This window comes from Aliidiomarina haloalkalitolerans, assembly GCF_003987315.1.
Classification (GTDB): Bacteria; Pseudomonadota; Gammaproteobacteria; order Enterobacterales; family Alteromonadaceae; genus Aliidiomarina; species Aliidiomarina haloalkalitolerans.
Genome location: NZ_PIPI01000001.1, coordinates 346,977 through 369,003, shown reverse-complemented (window position 1 = coordinate 369,003; position 22,027 = coordinate 346,977). Strand labels below are relative to the sequence as shown.

16 protein-coding genes are annotated in these 22,027 nt (G+C 49.1%); 5 read left to right on the top strand and 11 right to left on the bottom strand.

Annotated elements, in window-relative coordinates:
• Window positions 1-2 precede the first annotated feature (2 nt).
• Window positions 3-2,690 (top strand): M14 family metallopeptidase, encoded by a 2,688-nt coding sequence (locus CWE06_RS01715; RefSeq protein ID WP_126790578.1) that lies wholly within the window; start codon window positions 3-5, stop codon window positions 2,688-2,690.
• A 13-nt stretch (window positions 2,691-2,703) separates the two neighbouring features.
• Entirely contained in the window at window positions 2,704-4,731 is a 2,028-nt protein-coding gene (locus CWE06_RS01710; protein WP_198679007.1) for a S9 family peptidase, read from the top strand.
• 50 nt (window positions 4,732-4,781) lie between these two features.
• On the opposite strand, the gene CWE06_RS01705 is transcribed toward CWE06_RS01710, so the two are convergent.
• The 3 genes from CWE06_RS01705 to apbC form a co-directional block, all read right to left on the bottom strand.
• The gene (locus tag CWE06_RS01705; protein ID WP_126790576.1) at window positions 4,782-6,686 is read right to left on the bottom strand and encodes a sensor domain-containing diguanylate cyclase; all 1,905 of its coding nucleotides are present in this window, start codon (window positions 6,684-6,686) and stop codon (window positions 4,782-4,784) included.
• 45 nt (window positions 6,687-6,731) lie between these two features.
• A complete protein-coding gene (dcd, locus tag CWE06_RS01700) occupies window positions 6,732-7,313 on the bottom strand; it encodes a dCTP deaminase (protein ID WP_126790575.1) in 582 nt (193 codons plus the stop codon).
• A gap of 70 nt (window positions 7,314-7,383) precedes the next feature.
• A complete protein-coding gene (gene apbC / locus CWE06_RS01695; RefSeq protein ID WP_126790574.1) occupies window positions 7,384-8,421 on the bottom strand; it encodes an iron-sulfur cluster carrier protein ApbC in 1,038 nt (345 codons plus the stop codon).
• 211 nt (window positions 8,422-8,632) lie between these two features.
• Between apbC and metG the strand changes: the two genes are divergently transcribed.
• Window positions 8,633-10,693 carry a methionine--tRNA ligase gene (metG, locus tag CWE06_RS01690; protein ID WP_126790573.1) on the top strand — a complete coding sequence of 687 codons (2,061 nt, stop codon included), beginning with the start codon at window positions 8,633-8,635 and terminating at the stop codon, window positions 10,691-10,693.
• The gene (locus CWE06_RS01685) at window positions 10,693-11,883 is read left to right on the top strand and encodes a class I SAM-dependent rRNA methyltransferase (protein WP_126790572.1); all 1,191 of its coding nucleotides are present in this window, start codon (window positions 10,693-10,695) and stop codon (window positions 11,881-11,883) included. Before metG ends, CWE06_RS01685 begins: the two co-directional genes overlap by 1 nt.
• Before the next feature lie 122 nt (window positions 11,884-12,005).
• Here CWE06_RS01685 and CWE06_RS01680 read toward each other — a convergent pair whose 3' ends face one another.
• On the bottom strand, window positions 12,006-12,386 hold the full coding sequence (locus CWE06_RS01680) for a histidine triad nucleotide-binding protein (RefSeq protein ID WP_126790571.1): 381 nt from the start codon (window positions 12,384-12,386) through the stop codon (window positions 12,006-12,008).
• The gene (ggt, locus tag CWE06_RS01675; protein ID WP_126790570.1) at window positions 12,379-14,169 is read right to left on the bottom strand and encodes a gamma-glutamyltransferase; all 1,791 of its coding nucleotides are present in this window, start codon (window positions 14,167-14,169) and stop codon (window positions 12,379-12,381) included. The genes CWE06_RS01680 and ggt overlap by 8 nt, the downstream gene beginning before the upstream one ends.
• An 84-nt stretch (window positions 14,170-14,253) precedes the next feature.
• On the opposite strand from ggt, the gene rrtA reads away from it, so the two are divergent.
• Window positions 14,254-14,835, top strand: a complete 582-nt coding sequence (gene rrtA / locus CWE06_RS01670) for a rhombosortase (protein WP_157981108.1) — start codon at window positions 14,254-14,256, stop codon at window positions 14,833-14,835.
• A gap of 36 nt (window positions 14,836-14,871) precedes the next feature.
• Here rrtA and CWE06_RS01665 read toward each other — a convergent pair whose 3' ends face one another.
• The 6 genes from CWE06_RS01665 to hppD form a co-directional block, all read right to left on the bottom strand.
• A complete protein-coding gene (locus CWE06_RS01665) occupies window positions 14,872-15,141 on the bottom strand; it encodes a hypothetical protein (protein ID WP_126790568.1) in 270 nt (89 codons plus the stop codon).
• A 70-nt stretch (window positions 15,142-15,211) separates the two neighbouring features.
• Complete coding sequence (locus tag CWE06_RS01660) at window positions 15,212-17,713, bottom strand: prolyl oligopeptidase family serine peptidase (protein WP_126790567.1); 2,502 nt, start codon at window positions 17,711-17,713, stop codon at window positions 15,212-15,214.
• Window positions 17,714-17,946: 233 nt separating this feature from the next.
• Window positions 17,947-18,612, bottom strand: a complete 666-nt coding sequence (gene maiA, locus CWE06_RS01655; RefSeq protein ID WP_126790566.1) for a maleylacetoacetate isomerase — start codon at window positions 18,610-18,612, stop codon at window positions 17,947-17,949.
• Window positions 18,609-19,634: a fumarylacetoacetate hydrolase family protein gene (locus tag CWE06_RS01650; protein ID WP_126790565.1), complete on the bottom strand. Its 1,026-nt coding sequence runs from the start codon at window positions 19,632-19,634 to the stop codon at window positions 18,609-18,611. Before CWE06_RS01650 ends, maiA begins: the two co-directional genes overlap by 4 nt.
• Window positions 19,634-20,767: a homogentisate 1,2-dioxygenase gene (locus tag CWE06_RS01645; protein WP_126790564.1), complete on the bottom strand. Its 1,134-nt coding sequence runs from the start codon at window positions 20,765-20,767 to the stop codon at window positions 19,634-19,636. Before CWE06_RS01645 ends, CWE06_RS01650 begins: the two co-directional genes overlap by 1 nt.
• Window positions 20,760-21,833 (bottom strand): 4-hydroxyphenylpyruvate dioxygenase, encoded by a 1,074-nt coding sequence (hppD, locus tag CWE06_RS01640; protein WP_126790563.1) that lies wholly within the window; start codon window positions 21,831-21,833, stop codon window positions 20,760-20,762. Before hppD ends, CWE06_RS01645 begins: the two co-directional genes overlap by 8 nt.
• Window positions 21,834-22,027 lie beyond the last annotated feature (194 nt).

Below are 22,027 nucleotides of genomic sequence, written 5' to 3'. Positions count from 1 at the left end.
TTATGAAAACAACGATAAGCTTAGTCGCGCTCGCGATTGTCGCTAGCATCAGTACTAGCGCAGCGACCGTCAGCGCCAGCGAAACAGTGCCGACATGGCCTGCTGCGACCTATCAGCAAACCCCGACCATCGAACAAGTACTTGGCTACCCCGCGGGCACGCGCGTCTCCTCACCTGAACAAATTAGTCGTTACTTCGAAGCGCTGGCACAAGCGCATCCTGACCAAGTTAAACTCGTTCCCTATGGTGAAACTTGGCAAGGTCGTCCCCTCTTTTACGCAGTCATCGGCAGCAAAGAGAACATTGCACGGTTAGACGAAATTGAAGCAGGCATGCGTTCTTTGGCAGACCCGCGCACACTCAATGAACGCCAAGCTCAGCAGCTAATGAATAATTTGCCGGCCAGCGTCTGGATAGCAAACAGTGTGCATGGCAATGAAATATCGCCGGCAGAAGCATCCATGGTCACCGCCTTTCATTTATTGAGTTCAGCTGATGAACGCACACAAAGCATGCTCAATAACACCTTGGTTTATCTCGACCCATTACAAAACCCAGACGGTCGCGCCCGTTTTGTCAGTCGCTTTTATGCCACAATAGGGCTTGAACCTTCAGATGATCGCATATCTGCAGAGCATAATGAGCCATGGCCGAATGGTCGCACCAATCACTACTTGTTCGACATGAACCGCGATTGGTTAGCGTTGACGCAACCTGAAACTCGTGGTCGGATTGCGGCTCATCTACAAACCTTTCCGCTAATTTTTGTCGATTCCCACGAAATGGGTGGCGACCTGCCGTATTACTTTACGCCCGAAGCACACCCATTTAATCCGTTCATCACCAGCGAGCAGCGTGAAGGCCTCAACTGGGTTGGCGAACATAACGCGACGCTCTTTGACCAATTTGGTTATGACTATTTTACCCGCGAAATCTTCGATGCTTTTTACCCGGGCTATGGCGCCAGTTGGCCGCTCTATCAAGGCAGTTTAGCCATGACCTATGAAATGGGTTCAGCGCGCGGGCATCACTTCCGTACCCGCGAAGGTGAAATCCTAACCTATGCAGATGGCGTTCAACAAAACTTCGTCGCGTTTATGGCCACCATCGAAACCGCTTCAGAGCGCCGTCGCGAGTTGCTGAACCGTTTCTATCAGTATCGTCAAAGTGGCATTGAAAAAGGCAGTCGTGGCGATGTTCGCAGCTATATTTTCCCCAATCAACGAGACATCGCGGGTAATCGCAAACTAGCCGCGCTATTGAGCGAACAAGGCATTGAAGTGGGTCAAGCGCAAGCCAACTTCCGCGCCTGTGGTAACCAGTATGCCGAAGGTGCATATATCGTTCAGGCTGCACAGCCAACTTACCATCTTATCCGCACCCTCCTCGACCAACATGTACCCATGGATGCTGATTTCATCAAAGAGCAGGAGCGTTTGCGCGCGAATAATCTGCCTGATCAAATCTATGATGTCACCGCCTGGTCATTACCATTAATGTTCAACGTTGAGATGGATATCTGTAATCAACAACCACGTGTAGCCGTTAACGAAGTTTCCAGCGACCGTATTGTCGCTGGTAAAGTTAACAATGCCGATGCCGCGTTCGGTTTTGCAGTGGCTTGGGGCGACATGAATAGCGGCCGTTTACTGACTGCCGCATTACGTGAAGGTTTATTAGTACGCAGTTCAGACCTGAGCTTTAAACATGCCAACGGCACCACTTATCCGGCCGGTAGTTTAATTATTCCACGCGCCGGAAACCCAGAAAATCTGACCGAAATTCTGACCCAGATTGCAACGGAAAGCGGCGCCCACGTTGACGGTCTTGAAAAAAGCTGGATGCAAGATGGTCCGAACGTTGGTTCTGCGAACGTACAACGTATGTTTGCTCCGAATATTGCCATGGCTTGGGACGTACCAACTAACGTGCTTAGTGCTGGAAGTACGCGTTTTATCATTGAGCGCGAGTTTAACTACCCAGTAACGGCAATTCGCCCAGATCGTCTGAGCTGGGAAGATCTCAGTCGTTATAACGTGATTATTTTACCAGCCACAGCTGGCGGCAATTATGAACAATACTTAGGTAATCAGGGTCGTGAGAATCTTCGCCAGTGGGTACAACGCGGCGGTGTCTTAATTACATTAGGTAATGCAACCCGCTTCGCGATCTCGGGCGAGCAACCGTTATTAAATAGCGCACTTGAGAAAAAAGCCCAACTCGACGACGTTGCTGCCAAACCAGCTGGAAGTCGAGTCAGTGGTGCGATTATTGCCGGCCATGACGATCACTTACGCTACCTCCGCGATCCTGACGCGGGTCCAGATTGGGTATCAGGCGTTATTACCCGTGCCGAAGTCGATCAAGAGCATTGGCTGACTGCGGGTATTCATACACAACTGCACACCATGTTCATCGGTAGCGATATCTATACACCACTGCGGATTAATGATGGCCGTAATGTGGTGAATTATGCTAGTAAAGACAATGTCTTAGCCAGTGGCTTTATGTGGCCAGAGAACCATGAACAAATCGCTCATAAACCCTTGGTCATGGTGCAAAATCATGGCCGCGGTATGGTCATTAGCTTTACTCAAGAGCCAAATTTCCGTGCCTACTTAGATGGTCAACAGGTGCTGTTGATGAATGCGATTTTCCGTGCGGCTGCGCACGCACGACCGCTTCGATAAGAGGATTTTTGCAATGAGATTTACCACGGAGTGCGCCCTTTCGGGCGCCCTACTTACGCTAACTGCGCCGGCACTCTTGTTCGCGGGCGCGGTCAATGCGAATACAGAAAACAACAACCCTCAACCCGGCTTTCAGGCCAGCGATTATTACCAGTTAGTCTCTGTCAGTGACTTACAAATTAGTGAAGACGGCCGTACTATCGCATTCGTGAAAACCCAAGTCGGTGACGACAAACGCAGCCGTAACAGCTCGATATGGTTAAGTCGCGACGGCGCCGAGCCGGTCCAATTTAGTCGCAGTAACAGTGACTTTGCACCGCGCCTGAGCCCTGACGGTCAACGCTTAGTGTTTTTATCAGGACGCGACAATGGTACCGCCCTGTACTCGCTCTCTGTAAACGGTGGTGAAGCACAAGAGTTAGTGCGCTTAGAGCAAGGCAGCTTGCAAAGTGCGCAATGGCATCCAAATCAGACCGAGTTACTGTTAACAATTTCACTCGACCCAAGTATTACTGAGCCACTTAAAAAAGCTGACAACCAAGACGACAAACCCGACGTCACAGTGATTACCGATGCTGTGTACAAGCGTCAAGGTGGTTATTTGTCGAGCAATCGCAGTGGGCTATGGACCTACAACCTTGTGGAAGAAACCCTCACATCCCTTACTGGTGATAGTGAGTGGCACGAGGGCAGCGCTAGCTATTCGCCTAATGGAGCTTGTATCGCCTTTGCCAGCAACCGTCACCCACAAGCGCGCGAAGGCTATTTCTCCTCATCGATTTTCGTTCGTTGTGGCGATGAAGAACGGGAATTAGCAACGCCACAAGGCCATTCGTCCTCGCCAGTGTGGACCGGTAACCAAAACATTGCTTATGTTTACCGTGAAAGTAATTATGCGGCACCGTCACTGCAACTGTATGACCTACGCAATGACAGCTATCGCGAACTAGCCGGACAAATGGATCATAGCCCAAATGATTTACAAGCGGCGCTGGGTTCACTTTGGTTTACCGCTGATGACCGCGGCAGCCGCCCACTTTTCCGTGTCGATCTCGATCTCGGTGGTTATCAGCTTATCGCTGGTCAAGGTCAATCGTTGAGTTCCGTTAGCTTTGCTCAAACCGGTGCAATTGCATGGATTAGCGAAGATGAAGTCACTCCAGGCCAAGTCATGCGTGCGCACTCCATTGCGAGCCTGCGTGACCGTGAAGTTGCGCTGATCGCACAGTTTAATCGCGACTACTTAGACTCAACGCAGCGTCAACGCTATGAAGTATTTACCACCGAAAACGAGCGTGGGGACCGCTTAGACGTGTTCTTCCTGCCGCCTTTAAATCGTGAAGAAGGTAAGCAATACCCGGTGGTTCTGAATATTAAGGGTGGTCCCGGTGGCATGTGGGGACACCAATGGTTCCCAGAAATGCAACTCCTGAGTGCTCGTGGTTATGCGGTCGTGTTTGTCAATTATCGCGGTAGCTCAGGCTATGGCCATGACCACGCCAGTCAAGTGCGTTTAGATTACGGCGGTGCTGACTACCGTGACAATATTTTTGCCCTCGATGCCGCACTCGACCGCTATAACTGGCTCGACCCTGATCGCCAGTTTATCACCGGCGGCAGTCACGGCGGTTTTCTAACCAATTGGGCGACGACTCAAACCGATCGGTTCCGCGCTGCCGTGACTCAGCGCAGTGTCAGTAACTGGATTTCTGAAGCGGGTACTCAAGCATTTCCACCGTTGTCGATGATTGAAGAATTTGGCGGCAGTATTTGGCAGAATTACGACTATTATTGGGGTCGCTCACCACTCAAGTATGCCGATCGCGTTTCCACACCGACCTTAATTATCCATAGTAATCATGACCACATCACGCCCATTGGCCAAGGTGAAGAATGGTTCTATGCATTAAAGGCAAACCGAGTGCCAGTGGAACTTGCAGTCTATGACCGTGAGGGGCACGGACTGAGTCGCGGTGGTCGCCCGATAAATCTTGTTGATCGCCTCGAACGCATTGTTGAATGGTTTGACCGCCACCAATAATTGACTGGCACAAACGAATCAAAAAGCGCGCGGTACATCACCACGCGCTTTTATTTTTCTGCGACGCAATAACGATTGCGGCCCGTTTGTTTGGCCTGATACATAGCTAAGTCCGCATGATTTAATAGGTCTTTGTAATTTTCCGCATGACGTGGATAGAGTGCCACGCCAACCGAAGCGCCGACGGTAACCAATATATCGTTCAATCGAAACGGCTGTTGTAACTTGGTTACTAAGGCCGCCGCCAGTTCTAACGCTCGGCTTTCAACGTCCTTACCCTGCAGCACAATCACAAACTCATCACCGCCTAACCGCGCAACCATGTCATTCTTACGTACTAACCCCAACAATCGCTGGGCGACCAGTTTTAATAAAATATCACCCACTTGGTGACCATGGCTGTCGTTCACCGGTTTGAAGTTGTCAAGATCCATAAAAATGAGTGCTAGCTCGACCTCATCGGCCTTTGCTTTGGCAACCGCAGCTTCAAGTGTCTGCAAAAGCCCCTCGCGATTTGCTAAACCGGTTAAGCCGTCGGTAATTACTTTGCGTTTAATCCGATTTTCCGAATCTTTTTGTTCGGTAATATCATTAAAGATATGAATGAGCTGAGTGACCTTGTTATTCGCATCGCGAATGGTACTGATTGTTTGCAGCGCCGGAATTGCTCTGCCGTCGGATGCTCGATACCACAACTCACCTTGCCACACGTCATTCGTTGTTAAGGTCCGAATGATTCTGCGCTCAAGCTGTTGTGAAATCTTATCCATAACCATGAGCTTTTTCAGGTTTTGGTTGACAAGAGCGTGCACACTGACATCAAGGAGGTGGGCAAATGCCCGGTTCACTTGCAGAATATTCAACTCTGCGTCGGTAATCACAATCGCCTCATGGGTGTTCTCAAAAACCTGACCAGCTAGTTTTAATTGTTGATTCTTAATCACTAATTGGTCCGCTGAACGAGTCAATTCATTAAGAATAGGGCTAATGGTGCGGCGAACCGCGAACGTTCCGAGAATGATCGCAATCAGAATCGCTGCAAACACGGCTAACACACTTTGGTAGAGTGACCGATACAACTCGTAACTTGGAACCGACACAACCATTTTCCAGCTCTCGTCAGCGAGCGGCACGACAAACAACGAGTGCTCCTCGCTCCCCCAATTGATCACAGAACTAGACACGCCTGAGCGCAAAATTTGGCGGTCAAAAGGTAATTCTGAATCTCGGTTCACGATAACGTCATTACGCTGCCCTTCGCGGTTGACGTAAGCCAAGTGAAAGTTATGTGTCTGCCCACTATTCACAAAATATAACGCCATGTGTTCGCCAAAACGATTCATTTCAGCGGCCACCTTAGCCAATGATTCGGCAGAAAAGAATAACAAGTCAGTGCCAATTCCTTCACCGGAACTAGCTTCAATTATGGAAGGCACAGAAATAAGTAACTGTTCGGGCGATAACTGTTGTCCAGTGTGCAAAAAAATAAAGTCTAAATGTTCGCGAGAAACCCTCAAGAGCTGTTCGTTAAATTGGTCACCTAGCTTTTCGCTGCTGGTAAAGTAGTGCTCTGCAACAATTTCTCCATCGCGACCGAAACGAACCAGTGCGATTAAATCAGCAGAGGCTTTTCCTGCATCCGCTAATCGCGGTTGGGTAAAGGCTTGTATTTCGTCTAATGATCGCTGTTCTTGAATATAAGCTTCAAGTTGCACACGAATTTCACTGCGGGATGAGACTTGTTGGCCAATATCCTGATATCGTCGAACTTCGGCACTAATCGCTTGAGCTTGAGCGTCTGCGTACGCATGATTAAGGTCGGTAATATACGTCTGAATTTGGTGATAGAACGGCGCCAATGTTGCTAAACTAGCAACAACGCCAATGACAAGCATGCCGATAACGGCTCGTCGGAGTAATAGATTTTGGTAATGTTTGAACGCCTGCCGTGGCATACATTCACCTCAATGTTGAGCGCGCAAACTACCTACTCCACAAAATCAATCTGCGCCAATTCGACTTGCGACCGCCCCTCTTTGATCTTTATATTTTGCATCGGCGCGACGACTATACGGCCTTTGGCACGGTTCGCTCAGGGTTTCAAAGCTAAGGGCTCCAATTTTCATTAATGGCCGCAAAGCTAACGGTAATTTACCACTATTATAGAACTCTAATACAATTTGGCCAGACCAACCAGGATCGATTCGGTGTGCTGTGACATGGACCATCAGTCCAAGTCTGGCAAGAGAAGAACGTCCATCAAGCCAACCGACGATATCCGCTGGCAAGGTCACCGATTCGTGGGTCACTGCGAGCGCAAATTCCCCCGGATGGATAAAGAACGCATCGCCCGGAGCAAGTTTAATCTCATCACTCATCACACGTTGAATCGCTGCATCAATTTCTTCCCGCGGTCCGCTAATATCAATATAGGGCGCAGCATGGTCTTGCAGAACGCGGAAACTGTCACCTAAATGAATATCAACCGTTACACCGGTAATATCCTTACTATCCGGGGCCGGTTCAATCGCAATCATCCCTTCCGCAAGGTATTGCTCTATCTGTCCATCGGTTAAACGCATGCTGTCGTTCCTTTCGCTTTTAAGTCTTAAGTTCGTTCTTTTTTCGCGTAGTGCCAAGCGAGTACAAGAGTCATTCTGCCTGTGGCGTCAATAAATACCACAAGTTGGCAGCTAACTGCTGTGCGCTCTTGGCGAACACTGCGTTAAGCTCATGTTCAGGGGTGCTCACTTGTAGCGGTTTACCCTCATCGAGACTCTCTCGTAACGCTGTTGCTAACGGCCAATGACCAATCACCGGCACTTGATACTTGCGGGCAAGGTCATCGCCACCTTGCGTACCAAAAATAGCTTCTTGATGACCGCATTGACCGCAACGAAAATAACTCATGTTTTCGACTAAACCGACCACCGGCACATCCACTTTCTGGAACATAGCAATGCCTTTTTGGGCATCGGCAAGCGCAATATTTTGTGGTGTCGTGACCACCACCGCTGCCGTCAATGGAAACTTTTGTGCCAAGGTTAATTGAATATCCCCTGTACCGGGCGGTAAATCAACTAATAAATAGTCCAAGTTTGACCATTGGGTATCGAATAATAATTGTTCAAGAGCCCGACTTGCCATCGGGCCACGCCAAATTGCAGCAGCTTCAGTGTCAACTAAATACCCTAATGAGTTACCCTCAATGCCCCAGCAATTCACCGGTAACATTTTTCGGTTTGGCGTAAAGGTTAGTTTTTCTGTGAGATTTCCGAACATGGTCGGTAACGACGGGCCATAAATATCGCCGTCAAGAATACCCACCCGGGCGCCCTCTGCTTTCAGCGCCAGCGCTAAACTTAAGGTTACGGCTGACTTTCCCACCCCGCCTTTGCCCGAGGCAATAGTAATTACATTCTTAACTTGCGGTGCACTGGAGCCCGCCGGCACGGTTGCTGCTTTCGCAGGTAGTGCCTCGACTCGCACCGTAATCGTCCAATCATAGTGGGCAAACTGCGGTGCTTCCTGTTTAAACTGTTGAATCAGCTCTTCTGCTGCTTGTTTAGCAGCGAACGGAAGCTGCAACTGAATTTGTGTGCCGTCGATTTGTAACCATTCTGGTGCAAAACCTTCGACAAAAACATCGCTACGTAATGCTTGGCAAGCCGCCAATACTGCTGTGGACATGTTTCGCTTCCCTTTGAGTTGAGTGCGAAGATAATAACGCTCTAGAACAACGTTCGAGGACATACGATTCGCAGAACCTGAGCGCCACCTCTATCTTTCGTGTCATCTTAGTGATTTAAGCGCCTAGAAGCTACTGAGAACGGATGAAAAGTCGCGAATTTTCCGTTATGATAGCGCTCTTTTCAGACACTAGAAATCCATGGAATTAAATATGGCAGACACCTCGAATCGCACTAACTCGCGTCGTATCCTCGTGACCAACGCCCTGCCTTATGCGAACGGTCCTATTCACATCGGCCATTTACTTGGATATATCCAAGCAGATATCTGGGTTCGCTTCCAACGCCTCATTGGTAACGAGTGCCATTTTGTCTGTGCCGATGACGCCCACGGCACGCCAATCATGCTCAAAGCCCAACAGCTTGGTATGACGCCGGAGGCCATGATTGACGAAATGAATATCGCGCACCAAAAAGATTTTGCCGATTTCGCAGTGTCGTTTGACAACTATCACTCAACGCATAGTTCAGAGAATCGTGAATTAGCAACGCTGATATACACTCGGTTGCGCGACAACGGTCACATTCACACCCGCGTTATCGAGCAGCTGTATGATCCAGAAAAAGAGATGTTCCTGCCGGATCGGTTCGTTAAAGGCACCTGTCCAGATTGCGGTGCTGAAGATCAATATGGCGACAACTGTGATGTTTGCGGTGCCACCTATTCACCCACAGATTTGAAAAACCCGCGCTCAGCAGTCAGCGGTGCAGTGCCAGAGCTGCGTGAGTCTGAACACTATTTCTTCGATTTGCCAGCTTTTGGTGACATGCTCAAAGCATGGACCCGCTCTGGCTCGCTGCAGCCAGAAATGGCAAACAAGCTTAATGAGTGGTTTGAACAAGGTTTACAGCAATGGGATATAAGCCGCGACAAACCTTATTTTGGCTTTGAAATTCCAGATGCGCCGGGCAAATACTTTTATGTCTGGCTCGACGCGCCAATTGGCTACATGAGTAGCTTCAAAAACTATTGTGAAAAACGCCAAGACCTCAATTTTGACGACTTTTGGCGCCCTGATAGTGACGCCGAGGTTTATCATTTTATCGGTAAGGACATTATCTATTTCCATAGTTTGTTCTGGCCAGCCATGCTCAAAGGCGCCAACTTCCGTCAACCGACTAACGTTTGGGCCCACGGTTTTATTACCGTCAATGGCACCAAAATGTCGAAGTCGAAAGGCACCTTTATTATGGCGCGCACCTATTTAGATCACCTCGATCCAGAATACTTGCGCTACTATTTTGCTGCCAAACTAACCAGCCGCATTGACGATCTCGACTTAAATTTGACCGATTTTGCTCAGCGAGTTAACGCTGACTTGGTTGGTAAAGTTGTCAATATTGCTAGTCGCTGTGCCGGGTTTATTAGCAAGAAGTTCGATGGCAAATTGTCCGAGCGAATTGACGATCCAGTCATGTTGCAAGAGTTCCAAGCTGCAGCTGACGATATCGCCGCAGCTTATGAACAACGTGAGTTTGCTAAGGCCATGCGCGAGATCATGAAACTCGCAGACCGTGCCAATGAATATATTGCGGTGAAAGAACCGTGGCAGCTTGCCAAAGAAGAAGGCAAAGAAGCAGCCGTTCATAACGTCTGCTCGATGGGAATTCACCTTTTCCGCCTTTTAATGATTTATTTAACGCCAGTTGTGCCTGCGTTAGCCAAAGACGCACAAGGCTTCTTGAACGATGAGTTTACTTGGGCAAGTGCGCAGCAGACTCTAACCGGTCACGCAATTAACAAATTTAAAGCGCTAATGCAGCGCGTTCCAACTGAGAAAATTGAAGCTATGCTGGAAGCATCGAAAGAAAGCACCGCGCAACAAAACACGAGCGCAGAGAATACACCTTCAACAAAAACAGCGGTGAACTGCGAGCCTATTGCTGCTGAAATCGAATTTGATGATTTTGCCAAAGTCGATTTGCGCGTTGCTCGGATTATCAACGCAGAGCATGTCGACGGTGCCGATAAATTGTTGAAGTTGACTCTCGACATCGGTAACGAACAGCGCCAAGTATTCGCGGGTATCAAGTCTGCTTACCAGCCAGAACAGCTTATCGGTCAATTAACCGTGATGGTTGCCAACTTGAAACCACGCAAAATGCGTTTTGGCATGAGTGAAGGTATGGTTCTCGCCGCCGGTCCTGGTGGTAAAGAGATTTATATTTTGAACCCACACGACGGTGCCCAGCCGGGCCAGCGGGTTATGTAATGAGCGATCGTATCGTCATTAAAAGTGGTCGTGAGAAGTCGTTACGACGTCGACACCCTTGGGTTTTTAGTGGTGCGATTGCGAAAGTTCAAGGCAAGCCAACACTTGGTAGCACAGTCGAGGTGGTGAGCGACAAAGGTGAGTTCTTAGGGCTTGCTGCCTATTCACCGCACTCGCAAATCCGCGCACGCGTTTGGAGTTTTACTCAAGGGGAAAGCATCGATCGCGAATTCTTTTTGCGCCGAATCCGCAGTGCTCAAGCCTTACGTGACACACTTGTCCGTCAGCAGACCAATGCTTATCGATTAGTCGCTGGCGAATCAGACGGTTTACCTGGAATTACCATCGACTGTTACGATCAAGTCATCGTCTGTCAATTGCTCACTGCCGGTGCGGTTTACCACCAAGAAACGCTTTTTGCCGTGCTCCAAGAACTTTACCCTGATCGCGTGATTTACGAACGCTCAGACGTCGATGTTCGCAAGAAGGAAGGCCTAAAGCTAAGCACAGGCGCTCGCTTTGGTGACGCACCAATCGCACCTATTGTGATCGAAGAGAACGGCCTTAAACTCGCAGTTGACGTAGTGACCGGCCATAAAACCGGCTATTACCTCGATCAACGCGACGCCCGCAAAGCGATACAAACCTACGCAAAAGGCAAACGCATGCTGAACTGTTTTGCTTACACCGGTGGTTTTGGTCTTTACGCGACCGCCGCTGGTGCAAGCGAAGTCGTAAACGTTGACGTATCCCAGCAAGCACTCGACACCTCGGTCGAAAATTTAGCTCTGAATGGTTTCGAAGGCGCCAACGTACAACACGTCAAAGCCGATGTCTTTGAACAATTACGCCATTACGTCGAGCAAGGCGAAATGTTTGATGTTATTGTTCTCGACCCGCCTAAGTTTGTTGACAGTAAGGCAAGTTTGAATCGCGCTTGTCGCGGTTATAAAGACATTAATCGCTTAGCAGCGAAGATTCTAGCGCCAGGCGGTGTCCTGTTGACGTTCTCATGCTCGGGGTTACTCAGTGCTGACTTGTTCCAGAAAGTCGTCGCTGACGCCTGTTTAGACGCGAATCGTGACTTACAAATCGTGGCATGGACGCAACAAGCAGCAGACCACCCAGTCCACATTCATTATCCTGAAGGTTGGTATTTGAAAGGCCTTATTTTGCGCGCAATGGATTAGTGCGGACAGCCATTTAGCAAGTATAAAAAAGCCCTGACCGTGCACTTTGCTGGTCAGGGCTTTTATGTGTTACGAACACTCTATGTCGTACCTAAAGCCTACTCATTTAAACGCCTGTTCATTTAGGCTTCGATTGGGTTCGTCCGTTTCAATTTTTCCTGATATGGTGGCCAGCCTAATGGCTTACCAGCTAACATGTGAACGTGAATGTGGTAAACCGTTTGACCGCCAAATTCATTACAGTTCATCACAACTCGATACCCTTCATTGGCAAAACCGTGTTCGCGAGCAATCTCACCGGCAACGTAATAAAGATGACCTACGATCTCGCGATCTTCTTTACGGATATCGTTCACCGTAGCAATGGCCTTTTTCGGAATAATCAAACAGTGAAAAGGCGCTTGCGGATTAATGTCTTTAAATGCGAGCGCTAGCTCATCCTCATAGACGATGTCCGCTGGAATCTCGCGACTAATAATCTTACTAAAAATCGTTTCACTCATGTTCGTCTCCTTTTGCTGTTCCCTCGCGACGAGGGTCTGCACCACCCTCAAGTCGCCCATCACGAATTGAAATACCATGTAATCCGCTATTGAGGTCACGCACTTCGACATCATGACCGCGCGCTTCGAAAAGTCTGACCAACTGCTCTAAGTTCGTGTGACGTTCGAGTGCAGTTGCACTGTTCAAGTTTGTAACTTTTGGTAAATCAATCGCTTGTTGCATGTCTAAGTTCCAGTCTAGCAAACCGATGAGAGTTTGCGTGACATAATTGATAATTCGAGGGCCACCCGGTGAACCGACGACGTGCAACACGTTACCTTGCTCATCGAAAACAATCGCAGGTGCCATTGAGCTGCGCGGTCGTTTACCTGGCTCAATACGGTTAGCTACCGGCTCACCGTCAATTTCAGGAACCCAAGAAAAGTCCGTTAGTTGGTTGTTTAACAGAAAACCGTGGGTCATGACCCCCGAACCAAAGCCAAATTCAATTGTTGTAGTCATGGAAACCGCATTACCATGCTGGTCAACAATACTGAAATGGCTCGTATTCGGAAACTCTGGCGACTGGTCATCCGCACGCAATAAATCCTCAATACTTCCAGGCAGTGCGTGTCCCATATCGGTACCGCCAATATAAGCAACACGCTCAGCCAAATAATCGCGGTTCAATAACGCTGCAATCGGAACTTCTAAAAAGTCCGCATCACCGATATAGCGGTTGCGATCAGCAAACGCTAAACGCGATGCCTGGGTAAAGAAATGCAAAGCCTCTTCACCGTTTACTTCCAAACCCTGTAACTCAAACGGCTCGAGTAACGCCATAATCTGCAACATCGTGACGCCACCTGAGCTCGGCGGACCCATGCTACAAATTTCATAGACACGATACGGCCCGCACACTGGCTCGCGCCAAATCGGCTGATAATTTGCCAGATCTTCCATGGTCAATAAGCCCGGTTGAACTTCACTGTTCTGCACCGCAGCAACAATCGCTTCTGCAATCGGGCCAACATGCAAAGCATCCGCGCCCTGCTCTGCAATCGCTCGCAGCGTTGCTGCAAGTTCGGGATTCTGTTTACGACTATGCGCCTGTAACGGCTGCCCGTTTGGCCAAAAATAGTCGCGGGCTGCACCAAGTTGGGTTAACCCAGGGTTCAATTCCATCTCAATGAGCTGAGCAAGGCGTGGCGAGACACTAAATCCTTCGTCAGCAAGCTCTATGGTTGATGTAAAAAGTGATGCCCACGGCAGCTGACCCCAACGCTCGTGCGCAGCCTCAAGGCCGCGCATGACGCCAGGCGTGCCAACCGAACGCCCCCCCACCAAGGCTTCCAAATACGTGGGGGGATTACCATCAGCGTCTAAGAATAGCTCTGGCGTCGCCGCCATCGGCGCTGTTTCTCGTGCATCTAGCGTATATAAACGCTGTGCTTCATTGTCCCAATAGAGCAGAAAAGCACCGCCACCAATACCAGACGATTGCGGCTCTACCAGTGTTAACATGGCTTGCACTGCGACCGCTGCATCAATTGCGCTACCACCATTGCGAAGTATGTCGAGACCCGCTTCAGTCGCGTACGGGTTTGCTGCTGCGACCATATAGTTCTGCGCATAGCTAACTTCGTTGCTCATCCGGCCCGTTGCTGCTTCTGGATCGGCAGCGGCGACAGGCGTTTGAACTTCCGTCGCCGGCGAACACGCGGTCAACCATAAGGAGGTTGCGAGAATCAGAAGCCCTAAATTTTTTCTCAAAAGTGATTTAGCTGTACTGGAAAGAGTCATATCAAACGCTCATTTTGCGAAGGATGAATATTTAAGGGTATCATACGAAGCTGAGAATTTTTCGCAATGTTTACAGGACGACCCATGACTAAAACTTTTCCGCTCCGCTTTTTGCTCGCGCCCGTCGTGATTGCACTCCTTTGTGTCGTCATTCATTTACAGCCGCAGTGGCATAACTACTTAACGCTAAGCGAGAACAGCTTGTTAGCTCAGCCGTGGCGAATTTTCACCACCCACCTCGTGCACCTAAATATACAGCACTTAGCCATGAATCTGGTTGCTTTGCTTCTGCTCGCCATTATTTTTCGGCAACAAGTGCAGGGACGCCTGCTCGTCAATGTCATGGTCATTAGCGCATTATTTGCGACCATAGTGCCAATCGCCGTCAGCCAAGAGTATCTTTTCGTCGGTTTATCCGGCGTGCTTCATGGGGTTGTAGTCTTCGCTGGTGTCACCATGACAAAACAAGGCAATAAAATTGGCTTTATCGTCCTCGCTGCAGTCGTTGTGAAGCTCATATTTGATATGACTTTGAACAGCGGTTACCAAGACTGGCTTGGTGCTGAGGTGGCCTATTTATGTCACTTAGGTGGCGCGATTGGCGGCGCATTAGCTGTCCCAGGTTTGCGCCGAAGACCGATTGATCTAGTTAAAAAACAATCGTAAATCATGATACGGAAGTCGAGTCCTTGCAACTCGGCTTTAGGATTTAGTTTCCGCTTTAACTGCTTCTTTGCTCGCCTCTTCGTAATCCATTAAAAGTATCGTGAGATAAATCTTGGTCGGTAATGACAAGATAACTCCGATGGCGCTCATGGCTGCACCAAGAATATATCCACGATGATCGATTGCATCATTTAAAAAAGTCGCACTCAACACTAGATGACCAGTGATTAATAGACAAATCCCAGCGACCATGCTGACTTTTAACCAGCGAATAAGGCGTCGGTCTGCAACTGATAAATCTGTCATAGTGGCGTCAATCCTTCGCAAAAAAATGGGCAGCTTTAAGCTGCCCATTTTAGTCATATTTGCACCTAAATTACTTGAGATTATCTTCAAATAATTTATAGATGCGACGATATTGATCAAGCCAACTTGATGGTTGCACAAAACCGTGTGGCTCGACGGGGAAAATCGCAGTCTCAAAATTTTCTTTTTCAAGCTCGATTAAACGCTGTACTAAACGCACCGAGTCTTGGAAGAAAACGTTGTCATCAACCATTGGTGCGCTGATAAGTAGTGCGTCTTCTAAGCCTTCTGCAAAATAAATTGGTGAGCTACGACGATACGCAATCATGTCGTCTTGTGGCCGATTCAGAATGTTTGACGTATAGCCTGTGTTGTAATGCGCCCAATCCGTAACCGGACGTAACGCAGCCCCAGCTTTAAACAAGCCTGGTTCGTTGAACAGCGACATAAACGTCAAGAAGCCGCCGTATGAGCCACCATAGGTACCCACTCGTTCAACATCAACGTTCCGATGCTCACCCAACCATTTAACAACATCAACCAAGTCTTCTACTTCCGGCCAACCCATTTGACGATACACAGCTGTCCGCCAATCACGGCCATATCCGGCTGAACCGCGGAAGTCGAGATCAAGTACCACATAGCCTTGCTCAGTCAGCTTGCTATGGAACATGAACTCACGGAAATAGTTCGACCACCCTGCGTGGGCGTTCTGTAAGTAACCTGCGCCATGAATAAAGACAACTGCTGGGTATTGCTCAGCACGCTCGGCGTCAAAGTCTGCTGGTACATACACCCGGCTATAAATCGGGTCTTCTACATGGCTTGACGGTACCGGTACAATTTCCGGCAACGGCCAAGGCTTGGCAACGAACTCCGCAGAAACCGTCTCAGTTAAGCGCATAGCGGCAACATTCGGTTGCGCATCTTGCACATAGATTTCTGGTGGCTGATGCACGCTCGAGTGCGTTAACAATAAGCGCTCTTCGTTCGGACTAAGCTGATAAGAAGTCATGCCGCCAAGATCAGTTAACTGCTCCACGTCACCGCCACTGACCGGTACACGGTAAATTTCAAAAATTCCCGGATGCGGCTTATTCGCTTGGAAATAGAAAGTATCACCGGCAGCATTTAACGTCACCTGATCGACTAAATAACGACCAGACGTCAGTTGACGAACACGATTATTGTCGAGGTTCTTCACATATAAATGCGAGTAATTGCTTTCTTCAGACAGGTACCACAGCGAGTTTGAATTCGGCAACCAGTTGAAGGCATTGAAATCGCGGTTAATCCACGCCTCATCGTGCAAGCGATGCTGATTTACCAATTTGCCTTCAGCGAAATCGACGGTCGCAATCCAACGGTCTTTGTTGTCCCATGCACGCAGCATGATAGCGACGGCTGAACCGTCAGCTTTCCAGTTGATATTACCTTCTTGGGCCGACCATCGTGCCATCACCTCAATAGCACGTGGCTTACGTTCGCTGACATAGGTTTTGCCTTCGGCCGCATAGTTCTCTTCACGCACTGATTTCAGGACATCTTCGTCAAAGCCAGGCAACGTGTCGTATTTCAGCTCGGTTTTTTCACCGGTCGCTAAGTCAACCAAATACAGGGTGTGGTTCACTGGACTCGCATCAGCGACGCGACGACGCACATCTTGATTCTCAACACGTCCGCTTTCGGTCACATAACGTGGCATTAAATCACCCTCACCACGCCAACTTTGCGGCTGAGTAACTGCCACGAGTGCACGATCGGCCGTCGGCGACAAACTAACTTCTGCGACCTGTACGCCACGACCTAGATACACCGGCGCTGGCGCAAGTGCTGGGTTGGCTTGTTGCAGAGCCTGTTGATCATTAAATCGTTCTTCGCGAATGCGACGCTGAACTTGGTTATAAACAATCAGGTCGATTTCTTCTTGGGCAAGAATATCTTTCGGTTCCGCTAACGCCTCTGGCGCATCTTGCGTTTGCAATGACAGCACCAACTCGGTGTAGCCGTTACTTAAGTCCATTGCGTAAAAGTCATTGCCACTGCGATAGCTTAAACGACCGTCGGCAAGAAACTGCAAGTCGGTTTTATTTTGCGTGTCGCGAGTTAATTGCCGAACATTGCCGTTGCTCTGTTCGAGGACAAAAATATTTCGTTCGAAGACATAGGCGCGTAAGCTACGATCCGCATTAAATACCCCAGTACGATAGGCGTGCGCATGGAGATCGGCTAACGCGACTTGCTCACCGTTGCCTCCCGCAGTTAAACCGCGGATAAACAAATCACGCTGTGGGCTACCTTCACGCTTGCGATTGAACAAGACGCTGCGACCGTCCCACGACCAATAGGCTTGCTCTGGGAAACGACCCAACCAATCCGGGTCCGCCATGATTTGCGTCATCGGGAAGTTTTCATCGGCTGCTCGTGGACCTAAGCCGACCGGAACAGTGCTTGGGGTTAAAGATTCTGTTGTATACCAAGCAGCATCAGCAGATTGTTGCCCTGCTCCGCTACTTGCGCAGGCGGCAGCAAAAAATGCCGCACTGATAGCAACCGCAAGTTTTCTTTTCATTGTCGTTTCCTTGTTTTCTTATATCAGTGTACTTAAGCCTGTTTAATTAAGCCTGTTTAATTAAGCCTGTTTAATTAAGCCTGTGTACTTAAGCCGCTTTGTCTAAGTCGCTTGTTCTAAGTTTGACGTTCAACCTGCTATTAAAGCAAAAACGCTCGGCTATGGTAAGCCATGCCGAGCGTTTCTTAGGTAATGTTCATGATTTTTGCGTTAAGTGTAATGCAAATACTGCTTTAGCTATTGGCATCCACCTGAGCTTCCGGAGCAGCCATTTGCAACGCTGGCAGTGCTTCTAGGTTGGCGATAACACGTTGCAAATTAGGATACGGTGTTAAATCGACACCAAATCGCTTGGCATTGTATACCTGAGGCACCAAACAAACATCCGCAAGGGTGACATGGTCACCGTAACAATAATGCCCTGCGTAGCGCTGTAAGCGTTGTTCAAATGCAGCAAACGTGCGCGTCACCCACAGCTTAATCCACTCGCCCTTTGCAGTCTCGGGTAAAGCAAAGTCTGTTGTCAGGGCTTGCAGCACACGTAGGTTTGTTACCGGCTGTAAATCCGCAGCCATATCCAACGCCAGCATCCGCACCACAGCAGCTTGCGCCGGATCAGCAGGAATTAAGCGCACTGCCGGATAAATCGCATCGAGGTATTCAATAATCGCTAACGACTGATTCAAGCACAACGTTTCGCCATTCGCAGTATTTGCAATTTCGAGTGTTGGCACCAATTGCGCCGGGTTAAGTTGTTGGTAACGAGCAGATTTCTGCTCGCCACCGTCACGCAACAAGTGCACCGGCACATAATCGTATTCAATCCCTTTTAACGCAAGTGCGATACGCACCCGGTAGCTAGCAGACGAGCGCCAGTAACCATGAAGCTTTGGTTTCACGCTTGTGGTCCTTTGTACGCTACGACTTGTTGGTCAATCGCGCCAAAAATACTCTGCCCTTCGGCATCCAGCATTTCAATGCGAATCGTGTCACCAAACTTCATGAATGACGTGCTCGGTTGACCATCACGGATGGTTTCGATCATGCGTACTTCCGCAATACAGCTATAACCGACGCCGCCTTCACTCACCGCACTGCCATGATCCGTGCCCTGTTTATTCGATACCGTGCCTGAACCAATAATGGTTCCCGCACACAGTGGCCGAGTCATGGCTGCATGCTGAATTAAGCGGTCAAAATTAAACGTCATGTCTTCGCCAGCGTTCGGAAACCCGAACAACTCACCGTTGTACGTCGAACGCAGTGGTAAATGAACTTTACCATCTTGCCATGCGCTACCTAATTCGTCTGGAGTAACCGCTACCGGTGAGAACACAGAACTCGGCTTCGAGTTATAAAAACCAAAACCTTTGGCCAATTCATTCGGAATCAAACCGCGTAATGAAACGTCATTCACGAGCATCAATAAGCGCACATAGGAACGTGCGTTGGCAGCTTCAGTGCCCATTGGTACGTCGCCAGTCACGACCGCCACTTCACCTTCAAAGTCGATGCCCCAACTTTCTGAACCCAGTGGAATATCTTCACGCGGCCCGATAAAGCAATCTGAGCCACCCTGATACATGAGCGGGTCTTCCCAGAAGCTTGGTGGCATTTCGGCGCCACGAGCCTTACGCACAAGCTCAACATGGTTCACATAGGCACTGCCATCAGCCCAGTGATAAGCCCGTGGTAATGGGCTTGCACAGGCGGTTTCGTCGAAATTAAACTCATCTTCCAACGAACCTTTATTTAAAGCGGAATAAACAGCCTGCAAGCGCTCTTCTAACTGCTCCCAGTTGTCTAACGCACACTGCATTGTGCGGGCTATTTCCGGTACGGCGACCGCACGTTTTAAATCACGGCTCACGACAACCAGTTTGCCGTCTCGAGTACCATCCCGATACGTCGCTAATTTCATTATTTTTTCTCCTGCCAGCTGTACACGTAGTCGAGGTTCTCAACCGAATTGGCGACTTCCCCTACTTCTAACGCATCGCGCGTATCTAACATGACAGCAACTTCGTCAGTGAATTTCTTTTTGTATTCCTGTCCAGCCTTGAACGCCTTTGGATGCGGACCATGGGTAAATCCCGCCGGATGAAAAGTGACCATGCCACGGTCGATATTATCGCGGCTAAAGAAGTCACCCGCATGGTAGAACAGGACTTCATCATAGTCGTCGTTATTGTGGTAAAACGGCACTTTTAACGCACCTGGATCGCTCTCAATCGGGCGCGGTACAAACGTACACACGACAAAGCGATCAGCTACAAACGTTGTGTGTGCAGAAGGTGGTAAGTGATAACGATGACTCATAAGCGGACGAATATCCCGCCAATTAATCCGTACCGGCGCTAAATCACCATGCCAGCCCACCGCATCAAGTGGATTATACGGGAAGGTAACCACCGACACTTGGCCGTGTCGTTTAACTTCCACTTGCCACTCATCTTCGCTGTATTGCGCTCGAAATGCGTCATCGATCTCCGGCACATCTAAGCAGGCCGGGTCGAAAATCGCATGGTTACCAACTAAGCCTTTTTCCGGCAGCTGATACGCACCATTGGTCGCTTCAATCATCAGTAACTGCATTGGTGCAGTTGGCTCAATGCGCCAATTAGTCGAGCGTGGAATAACGACATAATCGCCGTCGCGCAACGTTAAATGACCATAGTCACAGAACAATTCACCAGCACCCTCGTGAACAAACAGTAAATCGTCACCGTCAGCGTTACGAGCAAGTTTCTTCATGGGCTGATCGAGATGCCAAATGCGAAACTTACAATGGGCGTTAAACAACAGGTTCTGCGCCACCCAAGGTGAGGCAGTATCCAGTCCGGTTAATTGATTAAAATCGAAGCAACGCGGGCGTAATGGCCCTTCCCAATGACTCCAACCCGTTGGTGCATGAGTATGGTGAAAATGGGTGGCTGGGCCGAAGAATCCACTTCGGCCTGCTTCACGCTCGTAAATTGCCTCTTCCGGGAAATCAGCATGAGCTTGGCGCGAGGCCGTGCCCATCTGTTTCGGAAATGAGATCCATTTACGCATCGTTTAATACTCCACGGCGGATTTGATCTTCTTCGATCGATTCGAACAACGCTTTAAAGTTACCTTCACCGAAACCTTCATTACCTTTGCGCTGAATGATTTCGAAGAACACAGGGCCGATTACGGTTTTGGTAAAGATTTGCAGCAAAATACCGTCTTTCATTGGTGCGCCATCAATCAACACACGCAAATCACGCAGATCGTCAACGTTTTCCGTGTGACCTTCAACACGCTCGTCGATTTTGTCGTAATAGGTATCAGGCGTCGACATGAATTCCATACCGCGCTCGCGCAATGTGCGAACTGCGTGGTAAATGTCGTCGGTAGATAAGGCAATGTGCTGAATACCTTCGCCGTTGTAGTCTTTCAAATACTCTTCGATTTGAGACTTGTCATCGTGCGACTCATTGATTGGAATCCGGATTTTGCCACATGGCGACGTCATTGCGCGGCTAATCAGGCCGGTCAATTTACCTTCGATGTCGAAATAACGAATTTCACGGAAGTTACCAATGCGCTCATAGAAGCCTGCCCAGAGGTCCATGTTGCCACGGAAGACGTTGTGCGTAAGGTGATCGACATAGTCCATACCAACTTGGAAGTCGTTCATCTTCTCTTCCCAGTTGTCGTAGAAACGGAAGTCAACGTCATAAATTGATTGGTGACCATAACGGTCAACGAAATACAGCGCACTCTCGCCAATGCCGTAAATCGCTGGAATATTCAGCTCCATGGCGCCGACATCTGCTTTAAACTCTTTTGCACCGTTCGCTAGAGCATGCTCCATAGCGACGTTTGCATCTTGAACACGGAACGCCATCCCGCAAACGCTTGGGCCGTGTTTACGCGCAAATTCTTCTGCATGTGATGACGGTTGGCCGTTGACGATGAAGTTGATGTCATTCTGCTTGTACAGCCACACGTCTTTCCGGCGGTGCTTGGCGACTTCGGTAAAGCCAAGCTGCACAAACAAGTTCTTCAGAGCTTCAAGCCCCTGTGCATCCGCTGCTGTGTATTCAACGAACTCAAAACCGTCTGTACCTAATGGATTAATGTTGCTGTTCATGATTGCTCCTCATTGTCATTATTTGTGCTGCCAGAGCCCGAACCCGAACTCGGCATCTATAAAAATCCGACCTTGTTTTAACGCGAATGTTCCTCACAAGGCTAGCTTACGGGCGAGGATTCAGCTGTGAACATATTTTCAACAAGTGTCAACTTTAGTTGACGATCGAGGTAGGACAGAGTCTGGTGATGGCT